Source organism: Microbacterium sp. F1-18 (genome assembly GCF_052921305.1).
The window spans coordinates 524113-540028 of the sequence record NZ_JBREVD010000001.1 but is presented as its reverse complement, the minus strand read 5'-3'; the positions used below and the strand labels follow the sequence as shown (position 1 = coordinate 540028).

Genomic DNA, 15916 nt, shown 5'->3' with positions numbered 1-15916 from the left:
CATCGCTCGACGACGAAGCGATGGATGTGTCGAGGAGGACCGGATGAGCGCCATCGGCGAGCTGTCCCGGCTGCGGCGTCCCGCAGGGCGGGCTGCGCGGGAGAAACCGCGCGACACGAAGGCGGCGATGGTCTTCCTCGCACCGTGGCTCCTCGGTCTCGTGCTCGTGACCGTGCTCCCGATCGCGGCGTCGCTGTACCTGTCGTTCACCAAGTACGACCTGTTCAACGCCCCCGAGTTCATCGGGATCGACAACTACGTCCGCATGGCCCAGGACCCGCGCCTGGCGGCATCCCTCGGCGTCACCTTCGTGTACGTCCTCGTCGGCGTCCCGCTCGCCATGGGTGCGGCCCTCGGCATCGCACTGCTGCTCGACAAGGGGCTGCGCGGCCTGGCGTTCTACCGCTCGATGTTCTACCTCCCTTCCCTGCTCGGCTCCTCGGTCGCGGTGGCGATCCTGTGGAAGCAGATCTTCGGCGTCGACGGACTCGTCAACCAGTTCCTCGCGATCTTCGGCATCGAAGGCCCGGGGTGGATCTCCAACCCCGACACGGCACTGTCGACGATCATCCTGCTGAGCGTCTGGGGATTCGGCGCGCCGATGGTCATCTTCCTCGCGGGCCTGCGCCAGATCCCGGTGATGTACTACGAGGCCGCGGCGATGGACGGTGCGGGGTCCGCCCGGCAGTTCTTCTCGATCACGCTGCCGCTGTTGAGCCCGATCGTCTTCTTCAACCTCGTGCTGTCGATGATCGGCGCCTTCCAGGCCTTCACCCAGGCGTTCATCATCTCGAACGGATCGGGTGGGCCGTCCGACTCGACGCTCTTCTACACGCTGTACCTCTACCAGAAGGGGTTCACGGCGTTCGACATGGGCTACGCCTCGGCCATGGCCTGGCTGCTGGTGGCCATCATCGCGGGCTTCACCGCCGTGAACTTCGCTCTCTCCAAGCTGTGGGTGTTCTATGACGACTGAACTGATCACGACCGCCGATCGCAGGAACGCCCGCGAGCGTCAGCGTGCGCGTCGGCGCGAGGAGCTCGGCCTCGGACGTCGGAGCCGGGCGGGCGCGCTCGCGCGGCACATCTTCCTCATCGCGACGTCGCTGCTGATGCTCTACCCGCTGCTGTGGATGATCGTCAGTTCGCTACGGCCCAACGACGAGATCTTCCGCCTCCCGGGCCTGTGGCCGCTGTCGTTCGAGGTCGACAACTACATCCAGGGATGGAACGCGCTCTCGCCCTCGTTCGGCACCTACCTGTGGAACTCGCTCGTCGTGGTCGCGGGGTCGATCGTGGGAAACCTCGTGTCGTGCGCGATGGCCGCCTATGCGTTCGCCCGGCTGAACTTCCACTTCAAGCGCACGCTCTTCGCGATCATGCTCGTCACGATCATGCTGCCCGTGCACATCGTCATCGTGCCGCAATACATCATGTTCAGTCAGCTCGGGCTCGTGAACACCTTCTGGCCGCTGATCCTGCCGAAGGCCCTCGCGACCGACGCGTTCTTCGTCTTCCTGATGGTGCAGTTCATCCGCGGCATCCCGCGTGAGCTCGACGAAGCGGCCCGCATCGACGGCGCCGGCCATGCCCGCATCTTCCTGCAGATCCTGCTGCCGATGATGACCCCGGCGCTCGCGACGACCGCCATCTTCACGTTCGTGTGGGTGTGGAACGACTTCTTCGGGGCACTGATCTACCTCAACAACCCCGACCTGTTCACCGTGCCGCTCGCGCTCCGCCAGTTCATGTCGGCGCAGGGGGCCTCGAACTTCGGCGGCATGTTCGCGATGTCGGTGGTCTCGCTCGTGCCGGTGTTCCTGGCGTTCCTGTTCGGCCAGCGCTTCCTCATCCGAGGCATCGCGACGACCGGCATCAAGTAGCTGCCGGTCGCGCGGGGTCAGGCGAGGAGCGCGCCGACCTCCGCGTCGGTCACACGGCCGTCGGCCACGAGCAGGCGGTAGGCGCGCCGGACCGGGGCGTCGGGGGATGCCGCCACCGCGCGGTCCCACGCGAGCGCTGCGCCGATGCCGGGGTAGCCCGCGACGCGGACGAACCACGGATCCGCGGCAGACACCTCGTCGGCGGCCGCGAGCGCCACGGTGGCTTCGGCGGGTGCGCCACCGGTCGGTCCGGCGAAGGCTGCCGACCACGCGAGCCAGGGAGCGATCGTCCCGTGCACCGCCTCTTCGCCGCGAGCCGAGGGCGTACGCACGTCGACGTCGCCGCAGGCGGGGAGGCGCCAGGCGAGACCGCCGTAGCCGCCCCCGACGCGTCCGTTGCTGCCCGGCCCGCCCAGCATCACGGTGCGATCGCCCGCCGGCGACAGCTCGAACGACAGGCCGATGACGGCGGCGCGATCGTCGCGGTGGGTCACCCGCAGCTCTCGCCGTTCGCGGACGACGACGCTGCCGTCGGGACCGATCCAGCGCAGGTCGAGGACCGCGCCATCGTCGAGCTGCTCGACGCGGGCGATCTCGATGCGTCCGTGATCGCCTCGCCAGATGTAGTCCTCGCCCGGCGTGTAGGTGCGGCCGCCCCAGAAGTTGGTGCCGTCGACATCCTGCAACGCGACGCTGACCCCGAGATGCCAGTCGTGGTCGGCGGGATGATGATCGGTCACGACGACGCCGCCCGGTGTGCGCAGCGGATGCAGGTAGGGGCGCGGGCTCGACGAACGCGCTGCGTCGGCACCGTCGACCAGCTCGGCGAGCGGCGAACCGGTACCGGGCAGGGTCAGCACGACCTCGGGGGCCGTGCGACGCGCCCACGGCAGGTGCAGCTCGCCGAAGGTCGCCTCGGCGTCGACGGCGCGGATGATCGTGTCCTCGATGCCGTCCACGACGAGCCGGCGCGCGGGGCCCTCGCCGCGCGCCGTCACGAACGCGGGGTCGATCTCGTGCGGCGCGGTGCGTCCCACGGCGTCGATGACGGCGACGAAGGCGCCCGATGCCGACAGGGGAGACAGCAGGGCGACGCCATCGTCGCGGTGATCGAGGAGGTTTTCGAAGAGGTCGTCGCGCTCGAAGTGCTCGCTGCGGCCGTCGACCTCGACGACGTCCTCCGTGTAGAAGAAGCGTGCCGTGCGGCGGCGTCCGTGCACCTCGACGTACGGGTCGACCTGTTCGTCCGCGCACAGCGTGAGTCCGGCGGTGACGCGGATGCCGCGGGTGGTCGACACGCGCAGCAGGCTCGTGTCGTCGCCCTCGATGGCGTTGGCGCGGTAGAGGTCGGCGGCGACCTGGGTGATGTCGGCGACGGCGGTCGTGCCGGCGATCGCGAGCGCGGTGGCGGTGGCGTGGGCGAGCGGGTTGGTCGTGACGCCGTCGACGACGGCGACGCCGTCGAGCTCGCGGCGTCCGGCCCAGCGGCTGCGCTCCCAGTACGCGCGATCGCGCGCCCAGAGGCCCACTGCCCCGATGGCGCGGACCGGACCGAGGTCGAAGCGGTCTTCAGCGAAGGCTCGGAGCGCCCGTGATCCGAGGCTCTGGAAGCCGACCTGGATGCGCGCCCCCGAATGTGCGGCGGCGTCCTCGAGCACGCGCAGGTCGGCGAGCGTCAGGACGGGGGGCTTCTCGAGGTACAGGTCGATGCCGCGGCTCACGACCGTGCGCGCGAGTTCGAGGTGCGTGTGCAACGGGGTGGCGACGATGACGACGTCGATGTCGTCGGTCGCCGCGAGCAGCGAGGTGAGGTCGGGGAAGACGCGCGTCTCGGCAGGCAGGGCGCCCGGTGCCGGCGGACGGGGGTCGGCTGCCGCGACGAGCCGCACCCGATCGCCCAGGCGGCGGAGGTTGTCGAGGTGCACGGTTCCGTAGCCGTGGACACCGACGAGGGCGATGGTGGTGGTGCGTGGCATCCGATTCTCCTGACGTCGCTCCCATCATGTCAGCAAGCGCTTTCCGTCGCCCCATCCCGCGCCATTGCGGCGTGTGTTCCGGTGCGTGGCTCGGCGCTCTGGTCGGAGGCGGCGAAGCGACACCATACGGCAGTCGGCGCGGACGGTCGATGGGGAGGGCTGCCCACGACGCGGCGGACCCGCGCGCGTTAGCGTCGAGGCACATCGATCCGAGGAGACCGCCATGGCATCACCCGCATCCCGCATTCCGCACGCTCGGCTGCGCGCCGGTCTGGTCGTCGCAGCCCTGGGTCTCGCGGCGTTGACGGGCTGCACTCCGTCCGCCGAGCAGGGCGGCGAGTCGCCGAGCGCGGCGGCCACCGCGACGACCGCGCCCTCGACCACGGCGACGGCGCCCGCGGCGGCATCCGGTGCCCTCGATCGTGATGAACTCGCCGATCTTTTCAGCGGCATCCAGTTCCGCGCCGCCGAATACGACTCGATCGCGGCGATGCTCGAGTCGATCTATCCCGGGCTGACGGTGTCGGATGCCGCGTGCCTCGCGCCCTTCGGCGCCGGGTGGGAGTCGGCGGGCGACGCCGTGGAATGGGGCGCGAGCAACGATCGGTCGATGACGGCGGTCGTGGCATCGGTGGCCGATGACGGAGCCGCCGAGGATCTCGTCGCCCAGGCCGAGGAGGCGATCGCACGTTGCGCGAACGGGCAGGAGCTGTTCGCCATGCAGGGCGTGCCCGTGACGACCGCGGTCGAGCCCTTCGACGTCGCCGTGACCGGAGCGGACGACGTGCAGGGGTGGCGCGTGACGGGAGACGTCGGCGGCTCGCCGTTCACCCTCGTCGGCGCGACCGTGCGCACGGGGCAGAACGTGCTCGCCCTCGTGGGCTGGGACCCCGAGACGAGCGCGGACTACGTGCCGCAGGCGACGCAGCTGTTCGTCGATCGCATCGCGAGCGCGACCGCGAACTGATTGGCGCCGAGGGGTGTGCCGCCGCGCGGTGTGCGCTTAGCATGGTCACGTGGCTCGGAAACCGCTTTCCCGTCCCGCGGACCTGATCGACGGCGCTCGTCCGGCTCGATCCGTCCTGCGGCTGCTCGCCCGTCGGCCCGGACGCATGAGCATCGCGATCGGCGCCTTCGCGCTGAAAGAGATCCCGATGTGGTTCCTCCCGGTCATCACGGCGGCGATCATCGACATCGTCGCGGGCGGGGGAGAGGTGACCGCGGTCGTCGGGTGGTTCCTCGTCGCGGCCGCGTTGCTGCTGCAGAACTACCCGAACCACATCCTCTACACGCGCAGCTTCATGACCGTCGTGCGCGACACCGGCGCCGACCTGCGCAACGCGCTCGCCGCGCGGCTGCAGAGCCTGTCGATCGGCTATCACTCGCGGGTGAGCTCGTCGATCGTCCAGACGAAAGTCGTGCGCGACGTCGAGAACGTCGAGCTGATGCTGCAACAGGTCACCCACCCGCTGCTCTCGGCGACGATGGTGATGATCGGCGCCCTCACGATGACCGCGATCGCGGTGCCCCAGTTCCTGCCGGTCTACGCTCTCGCGGTGCCGATCGCGATCGGCATCCGGTACGGCATGCGCAACCGCTCGCGAGAGCGCAACGCCGTCTTCCGCCGCGAGGTCGAGGTGCTCTCGGCGCGGGTGGGAGAGATGGCGTCGCTCATGCCGGTCACCCGCGCCCACGGCCTGGAGGAGACGGCGGTCACCCGCGTCTCGCACGGCGCCGAGGGGGTGCGGCGCGCAGGGCTACACCTCGACATGCTCAACGGTCACGTCGCGTCGATCTCGTGGGTGGCGATGCAGCTGCTCGGCGTCGGATGCCTCGTTCTCGCCGCGATCTTCTCGCTCACCGGCATCCTGCCGATATCTCCCGGCGAGGTCGTGCTGCTCTCGACCTACTTCACTCTGCTCACGCAGGGGCTCACGCAACTGCTGATGCTCATCCCGGTGGGCGCTCGCGGACTCGAGTCCGTGCGCTCGATCGCCGAAGTGCTGCAGGAGCCCGACCTCGAGCAGAACGAAGGCAAGCGCCGCGTCGACCGCGTCATCGGCGACATCCGCCTCGAGAGAGCGAGCCACCGTTACGCGGGGGCGAGCGAGGACGCGCTCCACGAGATCGACCTGCACATCCCCGCGGGGTGCACGTACGCGTTCGTCGGCTCGTCGGGATCGGGTAAGTCGACGCTGCTCAACCTCGTCCTCGGTTTCGTGCGGGCCACGAGCGGGCGACTGACGATCGACGGAGCCGACGTGCAGGAACTCGACCTGCGCACCGTGCGGCGCTCGGTCTCGGTCGTGCCGCAGGAGTCGGTGCTGTTCGAAGGCACGATCCGCGAGAACATCGCCTACGGGCTGCCCGACGTCGCAGACGAGCGCATCGAGCAGGCGCTGCGCGATGCCAACGCGTGGGAGTTCGTCAGCGGCCAGCCGGACGGCTGGGACACGGTGGTCGGCGAGCGGGGAGCGCGTCTGTCGGGAGGGCAGCGTCAGCGGCTCGCGATCGCCCGTGCGCTGGTCCGCGACCCCCGCATCCTGCTGCTCGACGAGGCGACCTCGGCGCTCGACCCCGAATCGGAGGAGCTCGTGAAGGAGGCGCTGGGCAGGCTCATGACCGGTCGCACCACCCTCGTCGTCGCCCACCGCCTCTCGACGATCCGCCAGGCGGACCGCATCGTCGTGCTCGAGCGGGGCCGCATCGTCGAGCAGGGCTCGCACGACGATCTTCTGGCCGCCTCCGGCCGCTACGCCCACCTGCACGCCACCCAGTCCTGACCCCCCACCCCCACCCGTCGACTCGCCAGAAAGCGCGGATGTCGGCGCCCCCGCACCCGCGATACGTGGCGAGTCGACGGGGAAGAGAGGAGAACCCGTGCTCAGAGAGATCTACCGGGATCCGGTGTACGACGGGGCGACCGATCCGGTCGTCGTCATCGACCGGGGTGCGTGGTGGATGTTCTACACGCAGCGCCGCGCGACGCACCCCGACCCCGGACCGGGAGTCGCCTGGGTGCACGGCTCGCGCATCGGAGTCGCACGCTCGCGCGACGGCGTCGACTGGACATACGCGGGCACGCTCGAACCGGATGCCGGCGGCCTCACTCTCGTCGCCGGGGCGCCCCCGGCGATGGTCGACCGCACGCACTGGGCGCCCGAGGTCGTGTTCGACGGCAGCGGATGGCGGATGTACCTGACCGAGATCGACGGTGTTCCCGATCGCTGGCCGGGTCACGCCCGCGCGATCGTGGAGTACCGCTCGACCGACCTCGTCTCGTGGCATCGCACAGGCCCGCTCGATCTCGCGAGCGACCGCGTCATCGATGCCGGGGTCGCGCGCGGCCCCGACGGGAGGTGGCGGCTCTGGTACAAGGACGAGGCCGCCGACTCGATCACGCGGGTCGCCGTCTCGGACGACCTCGCGTCGTGGGTCGACGGCGGCGTCGCGATCGGCGGGCGTCCGCACGAGGGACCCAGTGTCTTCGAGCTCGATGGGCGGTGGTGGATGATCGTCGACGAGTGGCGGGGGATGGGGGTCTTCGTCTCGGACGACACCGTCCATTGGGTGCGCCAGGGCGGTGCCGACGAGGTCGTGCTCGGAGCCGGAACCGTGCCCGGCCAGGGGTTCGGGCACCACGGAGCCCCGGTCCGCGACGGAGACGCCCTCTGGTACTACTTCTTCGCGCAGCCGGCCACGACTCCGGATGCCGGTGGCGACGGGGCCTATGCGGACGACGTCGAGGGCCGCCGGTGCGCGGTGTACCGGGTGCGGCTGCGTGTCGACGGGGGTCGTCTGATGTGCGAGGCTGAACCGGCGGACTGAGACCGGTCACAGCCGCGAGATCACGGGTGCGAATCGGTTGGCCCGAGTTTCTTGCGAAACGTTTCACGGCGTAGTACCGTTGCCGGCAAGCGCTTTCCCGACAGCGGGGCGGCGCGCACCTGCACACACGGACAATGGACGTTCGCGCGCACCGAGACGACGACGTTCGGCAGAGAGGACAATGATGTTCAGCAGAAAGCGGGCACTGGCCACGGTCGCCATCGCGACGGGCGCCGCGCTCACCCTGGCGGGCTGCGCCGGCGGCGACACCCCCGCCGCGGACGCGACCTTCGACCCCGACGAGAAGGTCACCCTCAACCTCGCGTTCTGGGGCAACGACGTTCGCGCGGAGCTCTACAACGAGGCGATCGCGGCCTTCAACGAGGAATACCCGAACATCACGGTCAACGCGACGTTCCTGACCTTCCCCGAGTTCTGGGAGAAGCGTCAGACCGAGGCCGCCGGCGGCGGGCTCCCCGACGTCATGCAGTTCGACTACTCGTACCTGCGCCAGTACTCCGAGAACAACCTCCTGCTCGACCTCGAGCCGTACCTCGGCGACATCATCGAGACCGACGCGCTGCCGCAGAACATCCTCGATATCGGTGTCGTGGGCGACACGACCTACGGCATCGCGACGTCGACGAACGCCTGGGGCATGTTCACCAACCCGAAGCTGATCGAGCAGGCCGGTGTCGAGGAGTTCGACGGCGGTTCGTGGGACGACTACTCGGACTGGATCGCCAGCGTCACCGACGCGTCCGGGGGAGCGTACTGGGGCGGCACCGACTACACCGGGCGCATCCAGAACTTCGAGCTCCAGCTTCGCGCCGAAGGGTCGCAGCTGTTCGACGAGAACGGCGAGCCCGGCTTCGACGAGGCGCGACTGACCCAGTTCTGGGAGGACGGCGCCGAGCTCCGCGAGAGCGGGGCCGTCATCGGCCAGCAGCGCCTCGAGGAGGCCCTGCCGCTCTCGGGCTTCGACGCCGCTCTCACGGCGAGCGAGCTGACGTGGGACAACTTCGGCGGCGGCTACCTGGGCAACCTGGGCGAGGGATACACCGAGCTCGGACTCGTCGCCCCGCCGGTCACGAAGGAGGGCGCGAAGGACCTGTACCTCAAGCCCTCGATGCTCCACACGATCTCGGCGAAGACCGAGCACCCCGCCGCCGCGGCGACGCTCGTCAACTTCCTCGTGAACTCGCCCGAGTCGGGCGAGATCTTCGGCACGAACCGTGGCCTGCCGGCCTCGCAGACCGCTCTCGACGCGGCCGACCTCGACCCGCTGAGCCAGCAGGTCAAGGAGTACGAGGAGTCGATCGCCGACCGCCTCGGCGACGCGCCGCCCGTTCCGATCGTCGGCTACGGCACGATCGAGGAGGAGTTCCGCAAGCTCGGCACCGAGCTCGCCTTCGGCACGATCACCGTCGACGAAGCCGTCGATCGCTTCTTCTCGCAGATGGACATCACCCTCAACGGATGACCCGCTCCCGCGGGCCGGCGCTCTGCGCCGGCCCGCGGGCCCCGCATCCTCCCCGCATCCTCAGGAGCATCGTGACCACTACCGCCACACGGGTGATCGTCACCAAGGACTCGTCGCGCCGCGGCCTCGTCCGCAAGCAGCGGCCCGAACACCTCGACCGCCCCGGCGCCCGCAAGCGCGCCGTCCGCGAGAACATCGCGGGGTACGGCTTCCTCCTGCCGTGGCTCGTCGGGTTCTTCGGGCTCACGCTCGTTCCGATGGCGTACTCGCTGTACCTGTCCTTCACGAGCTACAACATCTTCTCGCCGCCGAAGTGGATCGGCTTCGACAACTACATCCGGCTCTTCACCAACGACCCGAGCTTCATGCAGTCGGCGCAGATCACCCTGATCTACGTGCTCGTGGGAACGCCGATCTCGCTGATCGCCGCTCTCCTGATCGCGCTGCTGCTGAACTACCGCGACCGTGGTGCGGCGTTCTTCCGCTCGGCGTTCTACGCCCCCTCGCTCATCGGCGCCTCGGTCTCGGTCGCAATCGTGTGGCGTGCGATGTTCGCCACCGACGGCCCCGTCGACAACGGCCTGAACGTGTTCGGCATCGACCTCGGCGGATGGATCGGAAACCCCGGGCTCATCCTGCCGATGATGATCCTGCTGGCCGTCTGGCAGTTCGGCGCGACGATGGTGATCTTCCTCGCCGGTCTCAAGCAGATCCCGAAGGAGCTGTACGAGGCGGCCGAGATGGACGGGGCGAACGCCGTCCGCCGCTTCCGCGCCGTGACGGTGCCGATGCTCTCGCCCGTCATCTTCTTCAACCTGCTGCTCGGCCTCATCGGCGCGTTCCAGGTGTTCGGGTCGGCCTACATCATCTCCAACGGCACCGGCGGCCCCGCCGGGATGACGAACTTCATCACGGTCTACCTCTACAAGACCGGATTCGCCGACGGCCGCATGGGATACGCCGCCGCGATCGCGTGGGTGCTCCTCGTCGTCGTCGCCATCATCGCCCTCATCCTCTTCCGCACCCAGAAGTCGTGGGTGCACTACTCGGGAGACAACCGATGACCACGTCACCCACCTCACCGCTCACGAGCGAAGCCATCTTCGCCGAGCAGCAGACCACGCCGATGCCGCCCGCGCGACGCAGGGTCAAGCGCAAGACCTGGCAGACGATCATCTGGTTCGCCGTGCTGATCGTCATCACCGCCGTCGTGCTCTACCCGCTGGTCTGGCTGCTGCTGTCGACGTTCAAGCCCAACAGCGAGTTCGGCCAGAACATGGGGCTACTGCCCAACGCGCCGACGATCGAGAACTACATCAAGGTCGCCGAGGGCATCGCGGGCGTGCCGATGTGGCGCTTCTTCGCCAACTCGCTGCTCATCGCCGGTGTCTCGGTGATCGGGACCGTGCTGTCGTCGGCGCTCGCGGCCTACGCCTTCGCCCGCCTGCAGTTCAAGGGACTCGGCATCCTGTTCGCCGCGATGATCGGCACGCTGCTGCTGCCGTTCCACGTCGTGATCATCCCGCAGTACATCATCTTCAACAATCTGGGGATGGTGGACACGTACTGGCCGCTGCTGCTGCCGAAGTTCCTCGCGACCGAGGCGTTCTTCGTGTTCCTCCTCGTGCAGTTCATCCGGCAGATGCCGCGCGATATGGACGAGGCCGCGAAGATCGACGGCGCGGGACACCTGCGCATCTTCTGGTCGATCATCCTGCCGCTCATCAAGCCGGCTCTCATCACGTGCGCGATCTTCAGCTTCATCTGGGCGTGGAACGACTTCCTCGGCCCGCTGCTCTACCTCACGAGCCCCGAGAACTACCCGCTGCCGATCGCGCTGCGCCTCTACAACGACCAGACCTCGTCGAGCGACTACGGCGCGACCGTGACGGCGTCGTTCATCGCGTTGGTCCCGATCCTGCTCTTCTTCATCGTCTTCCAGAAGTTCCTGGTCGACGGCGTCGCCACGCAGGGTCTGAAGGGCTAGCGATGTCGACCGACGAGCGTCCCCGCACGCGGCGCGCACAGCGTGCCGCGGTGCGGGCCGACCGCTCCGGCAGCGGACCGACCCTCGAGGCGCGGCCGCAGCTGCGGCATCCCGGCGCGGCAGGGGCGTTCGCCCTGCTCGGCGAGGTGCTGCTGATCGGGCTGCTCATCGGCGTCGTCTCGCTCGCGGTCGTCACGCTTCCGGTCGCGCTCGCGGCGGGGGTGCGGCATCTGCGTCGCTACGTCGCCGCCGACGATTCACGGCTCTCACTGTTCTGGGCCGATGTCCGCGCGGGGCTGCTGCCGGGCGCGGCCGTCGGTCTCGTGGCGCTGGTCGTGACGCTCGTCCTGCTGCTCGACATCGACCTGGCCCGGTCGGGGTTCCTCCCCGGTGGCGCCGTCGTCGAAGCGGTCGGCTGGGCGGGGCTCGCCGCTCTCGCCGTCGCCCTGCTCCTCGCCGCCGGGGCATGGAGCCCCGAGCTCGGCTGGCGGGGCGCGATCCGATCGATCCCGGATGCCGCACGCGGCGACCTCGCCGGAACGCTCTACCTCCTCGCCACGGCGGCCTTCGTCGTGGTGGTCACCTGGGCGCTGCCGCCGCTGTTCGTGGCCGGCATCGGATGCGCGGCGCTCGCCGTCGTCGCGATCCCGGCGCGACCGCGCCGCACCTGAGACCCGTCCCCCCGGGCCCGCTCCCGATGAAAGGACTCCCATGAAGGCCAACCGCCTGCTCGCAACCGTCGGCATCGTCGCCGCCGGCGCGCTGGCACTGACCGGATGCGGCGGCGCGCAGACGCCTCCCGCAGCCGCGTTCGATCCCGACGAGAAGGTCACGCTGACCTATGCGTTCTGGGGCAACGACGACCGCGCGAAGCGCTACGACGAGCTGATCGCGGCGTTCAACGAGGAGTACCCGAACATCACCGTCAACGTCAGCTTCACCGACTTCCCGAGCTACTGGGAGAAGCGGCAGACCGAGGCCGCAGGCGGGGGACTGCCGGATGTCTTCCAGTTCTCCGACAGCTACCTGCGGCAGTACGGCGAATCGGGCAACCTGCTCGACCTCGCCGAGGTCGCCGACCAGATCGACATGACCACCTTCGACGACGGGCTCCTCGGCACCGGAGCGCTGAACGGCACGCAGTACTCGCTGCCGACCGGCTACAGCCTGTGGGCCAACTTCGTCAACGACGACCTCGTCGCCCAGGCCGGCGTCGCGGCCCCCGACGGCGGCACCGACTTCGCCGCATTCGACGAGTGGATGGCCGAGGTCACCGACACGACCGGCGGCTCGATCTACGGCGGCACCGACTACACCCAGCGCATCCAGGTGTTCGAGCTGGCGCTTCGCGCCGACGGCGGCAACCTGTACACCGACGACGGCGAGCTCGGTTTCACCAAGGATCAGCTGCGCGAGTTCTGGGAGAGTGGGGCAGGCCTGCGCGACGGCGTCACCGTGCCGCAGCAGCGTCTCGAGGAGCTCTCGCCCAAGTCGGGCTTCGGGGCGGCTCTGACAGCCAGCGAGATGAGCTGGAGCAACTTCCTCGGCGGCTACCTCGCCGACTCGGGCGCTTCGTCGATCTCGATCGTCGCCCCGCCCACGGCCAAGGAGGGCTCGAAGGACCTCTACCGTCAGGCGGGCCTCCAGGTTGCGATCGCGGCCAAGACCGAGCACCCGCAGGCGGCAGCGCTGTTCCTCGACTTCGTCGTGAACTCCGAGGCGGCGGGTCAGGTCTTCGGCACGACGCTCGGGTTCCCGGCGTCGACGTCGAAGCTCGCCGGCGCCACCCTCGAGGGCGCCGACAAGCAGGTCGCCGATTACATCGAGTCGGCCGCCGACCGCATCGGCGATGCTCCGCCCGTGCCCGTCGCCGGGTACGGCTCGCTCGAGCAGACGTTCTGGGAGCTCGGCAAGTCGCTCGGCCTCGGGACCACCTCGGTGGACCAGGCTGTGGATCAGTTCTTCTCCGAAGCCGAGGTCGTGCTCGGCTGAGCACCCGTCAGCGGGCGACGACCGTCGTCTCGAAGGTGTACATGTCGGGTCGGTAGCAGTGGTGGCCGAACTCGATCGCGCGGCCGGTGTTGTCGAAAGCGATGCGCTCCATCGTCAACACCGGTCCGCCGCGCTCGGTTCCCAGCAGCGTGTGCTCATCGCCCTGGGCGCGGCGGGCGCCGATCTTCTGCTTCGCGATGCGGATCGCGATGCCGCGGGCGCGGAGGAGCTGGTAGAGCCCGCGCTCTTCGAGCTCGTCGCGACCGAGGTCGGCGAGGTCGGCGGGAAGGTAGTTCTCGAGGATCGCGATCGGCGTCGAGCCGGTGAGCCGCTGTCGGCGCAGGTAGAGGATGTCGGAGCCTTCCGCCACTCCGAGGGCGATCGCGCTCGCCGCGTCGGCAGCGCGCACCTCGTGCTCGAGGACCCGTGTCGCCGGACCCTGCTGGGCGTTGTCGAGGTCTTCGTACAGGCTCGTCAGTTCGACCTGGCGCGTGACCTGGCCCTGCACGACCTGCGTGCCGACGCCGCGGCGGCGGACCAGGAGCCCCTTGTCGACCAGCTCCTGGATGGCGCGACGGATCGTGGGCCGGGAGAGGCCGAGTCGCTCGGCGATGGCGATCTCGTTCTCGAGGCGCGCGCCCGGCGCGATGTTCCCCGTGCGGATCTCGTGCTCGAGCCGCGTCGAGACCTGGAAGTACAGCGGAACGGGGCCGGTCCGATCGAGTTCGGCGCCGATGCTCTCGGGCCAGACGGTGTCGGCGGTGGTCATCGTCGTGTCATCCCCTCGACGCGCCGGGTGCGGAAGCGCGAATGTGCCGACAATATATCTTTTTCGCCCTGGGCGGCAGTCACCCTTGTCTCCCCGTTTGCTATTGAGCTATTGTTAGGACATGACCGCCGCAACGGAGAGAACGGTAGCCCGTGCACGACAGCGTTGAGACCGGTCCGGGCGCAGATCTCCTCGCGCTCGGCCGATTGGGGGTGGACCTCTATCCGTTGCAGCACGGTGTCGGACTGGAGGACGTGTCGACCTTCGGGAAGTTCCTGGGCGGTTCCGCCGCGAATGTCACGGTCGCAGCGGCGCGCCATGGTCGCGCGAGCGGTCTCGTATCGCGTGTGGGCGATGACCCGTTCGGCCGCTACCTGCTCGCCGAGCTCGAACGCCTCGGTGTCGATGCCTCCGGGGTCGGGGTCGACCCCGTCCTGAAGACGCCGATCACGTTCTGCGAGATCTTCCCTCCCGACGACTTCCCCCTGTACTTCTACCGCGAGCCTTCGGCGCCCGACCTCAACATCGAGGCGTCCGACCTCGATGCGGAGTCGATCCGGCGCGCGCGCATCCTGTGGGTCACCCTCACGGGCTTCAGCCGCGAACCGAGCCGCGCCGCCCACCTGGCCGCGCTCGACGCGCGCCAGCGCCGTTCCCACACTGTCCTCGACCTGGACTTCCGGCCCATGTTCTGGGACGACCGGGCCGATGCGACCGCGTTCGCGAAACACGCCATCGGTCACGTGGATATCGTCGTCGGCAATCGCGAGGAATGCGAGGTCGCCGTCGGTGAGACCGATCCCGATCGGGCCGCAGAAGCGCTGCTCGCACGGGGCGTCTCTCTCGCGATCGTCAAACTCGGACCGCGAGGCGTGCTCGCGCGCACGGCTGACGAGAGCGTCATCGTGCCGCCGCATCCCGTCGAGGTCGTGAACGGACTCGGTGCGGGCGACGCGTTCGGCGGCGCGCTGTGCCACGGCCTTCTCGAAGGGTGGGGGCTGGAACGGATGCTGCGCTTCGCGAACGCCGCCGGCGCCATCGTGGCATCGCGTCTGGAATGCTCCACCGCCATGCCCACCACAGCAGAGGTCGAGGGCGCACTGACGGAGGTCGGTCGTTGAGCCGCGTCGATATCGAAGCCGTCCGCGAAGCGCGTGCGGAGCGACCCGAGCGGATCGCCCGCGCCTTCGCGGAACGGCGGCGGAGGCCGCTCACGCGCGGCGACGGACGTCTGTTCATCGTCGCCGCGGACCACCCCGCCCGCGGGGCTCTCGGGGTGGGGGGCAATCCGCTCGCGATGGCCGACCGTGACGGCCTCCTGGAGCGCCTGGCGATCGCGCTGTCGCGCCCGGGCGTCGACGGGGTGCTCGGAACCCCCGACATCATCGACGACCTCGCCCTCCTCGGGTTGCTCGATGACAAGATCGTCGTCGGCTCGATGAACCGCGGCGGGCTGCGGGGTGCGAGCTTCGAGATGGACGACCGCTTCACGGCCTACGACGTTCCGACGATGACGGCGAGCGGGATCGACTTCGCCAAGACGCTGATGCGCATCGACCTCGCCGACGCCGCGACGGCGGACACTCTCGAAGCGACAGCGCGGGCCGTGACGCAGGCCGCAGCCGCCAAGCTCCCCATCATGCTCGAGCCCTTCCTGAGCCGCCGCGTGGACGGGACGGTGGTGAACGACCTCTCCACCGAGGCCGTCATCCACTCGGTCGCGATCGCGTCGGGGCTCGGCGCCAGCAGTGCCTACACCTGGATGAAGCTGCCGGTGGTCGAGGAGATGGAGCGGGTCATGGCCGCGACGACCCTTCCGACGTTGCTGCTCGGCGGCGACAACGGCGCATCGCCCGATGAGACCTACCGCTCGTGGGAGAACGCGCTCGCCCTGCCGGGCGTACGAGGGCTCACCGTTGGCCGCACCCTCCTGTACCCGCACGACGACGACGTCGAAACGGCGATCGACATCGCCGCGCGGCTCGTCCACCCCTGACG

General features: G+C 69.3%; 14 protein-coding genes. 12 read left to right on the top strand and 2 right to left on the bottom strand.

From position 1 onward, the window contains the following. Positions 1-43 precede the first annotated feature (43 nt). The gene (locus tag ACU6RU_RS02570; RefSeq protein ID WP_120263493.1) at positions 44-976 is read left to right on the top strand and encodes a carbohydrate ABC transporter permease; all 933 of its coding nucleotides are present in this window, start codon (positions 44-46) and stop codon (positions 974-976) included. Then, positions 966-1883: a carbohydrate ABC transporter permease gene (locus ACU6RU_RS02565; protein WP_120263492.1), complete on the top strand. Its 918-nt coding sequence runs from the start codon at positions 966-968 to the stop codon at positions 1881-1883. Before ACU6RU_RS02570 ends, ACU6RU_RS02565 begins: the two co-directional genes overlap by 11 nt. 17 nt (positions 1884-1900) lie before the next feature. Here the strand turns inward: ACU6RU_RS02565 and ACU6RU_RS02560 are convergent, their stop codons facing one another. Next, a complete protein-coding gene (locus ACU6RU_RS02560) occupies positions 1901-3859 on the bottom strand; it encodes a DUF6807 family protein (protein WP_446725820.1) in 1959 nt (652 codons plus the stop codon). A gap of 223 nt (positions 3860-4082) precedes the next feature. Here ACU6RU_RS02560 and ACU6RU_RS02555 point away from each other — a divergent pair, with 223 nt between their 5' ends. The 8 genes from ACU6RU_RS02555 (at position 4083) to ACU6RU_RS02520 (ending at position 13149) form a co-directional block, all read left to right on the top strand. Then, complete coding sequence (locus tag ACU6RU_RS02555) at positions 4083-4826, top strand: hypothetical protein (protein ID WP_446725819.1); 744 nt, start codon at positions 4083-4085, stop codon at positions 4824-4826. A 49-nt stretch (positions 4827-4875) separates the two neighbouring features. Continuing rightward, positions 4876-6642, top strand: a complete 1767-nt coding sequence (locus tag ACU6RU_RS02550) for an ABC transporter ATP-binding protein (RefSeq protein WP_120263489.1) — start codon at positions 4876-4878, stop codon at positions 6640-6642. A gap of 97 nt (positions 6643-6739) precedes the next feature. Continuing rightward, the gene (locus ACU6RU_RS02545; RefSeq protein WP_446725818.1) at positions 6740-7687 is read left to right on the top strand and encodes a family 43 glycosylhydrolase; all 948 of its coding nucleotides are present in this window, start codon (positions 6740-6742) and stop codon (positions 7685-7687) included. A 184-nt stretch (positions 7688-7871) separates the two neighbouring features. Further along, positions 7872-9170, top strand: coding sequence for an ABC transporter substrate-binding protein (locus tag ACU6RU_RS02540; protein WP_120264409.1), 1299 nt, complete (start codon positions 7872-7874; stop codon positions 9168-9170). A 71-nt stretch (positions 9171-9241) separates the two neighbouring features. After that, on the top strand, positions 9242-10234 hold the full coding sequence (locus ACU6RU_RS02535; RefSeq protein ID WP_120263487.1) for a carbohydrate ABC transporter permease: 993 nt from the start codon (positions 9242-9244) through the stop codon (positions 10232-10234). Continuing rightward, positions 10231-11157: a carbohydrate ABC transporter permease gene (locus ACU6RU_RS02530; protein WP_120263486.1), complete on the top strand. Its 927-nt coding sequence runs from the start codon at positions 10231-10233 to the stop codon at positions 11155-11157. Before ACU6RU_RS02535 ends, ACU6RU_RS02530 begins: the two co-directional genes overlap by 4 nt. Before the next feature lie 2 nt (positions 11158-11159). Continuing rightward, complete coding sequence (locus tag ACU6RU_RS02525; RefSeq protein ID WP_289330867.1) at positions 11160-11828, top strand: hypothetical protein; 669 nt, start codon at positions 11160-11162, stop codon at positions 11826-11828. 40 nt (positions 11829-11868) lie between these two features. Then, positions 11869-13149: an ABC transporter substrate-binding protein gene (locus ACU6RU_RS02520; protein WP_446725817.1), complete on the top strand. Its 1281-nt coding sequence runs from the start codon at positions 11869-11871 to the stop codon at positions 13147-13149. A 7-nt stretch (positions 13150-13156) separates the two neighbouring features. On the opposite strand, the gene ACU6RU_RS02515 is transcribed toward ACU6RU_RS02520, so the two are convergent. Beyond that, positions 13157-13918, bottom strand: a complete 762-nt coding sequence (locus ACU6RU_RS02515) for a GntR family transcriptional regulator (protein ID WP_289330869.1) — start codon at positions 13916-13918, stop codon at positions 13157-13159. Positions 13919-14070: 152 nt separating this feature from the next. Between ACU6RU_RS02515 and iolC the strand changes: the two genes are divergently transcribed. Further along, a complete protein-coding gene (gene iolC, locus ACU6RU_RS02510) occupies positions 14071-15039 on the top strand; it encodes a 5-dehydro-2-deoxygluconokinase (RefSeq protein WP_446725816.1) in 969 nt (322 codons plus the stop codon). Further along, complete coding sequence (locus ACU6RU_RS02505) at positions 14976-15914, top strand: Cgl0159 family (beta/alpha)8-fold protein (RefSeq protein ID WP_434543650.1); 939 nt, start codon at positions 14976-14978, stop codon at positions 15912-15914. The genes iolC and ACU6RU_RS02505 overlap by 64 nt, the downstream gene beginning before the upstream one ends. Positions 15915-15916 lie beyond the last annotated feature (2 nt).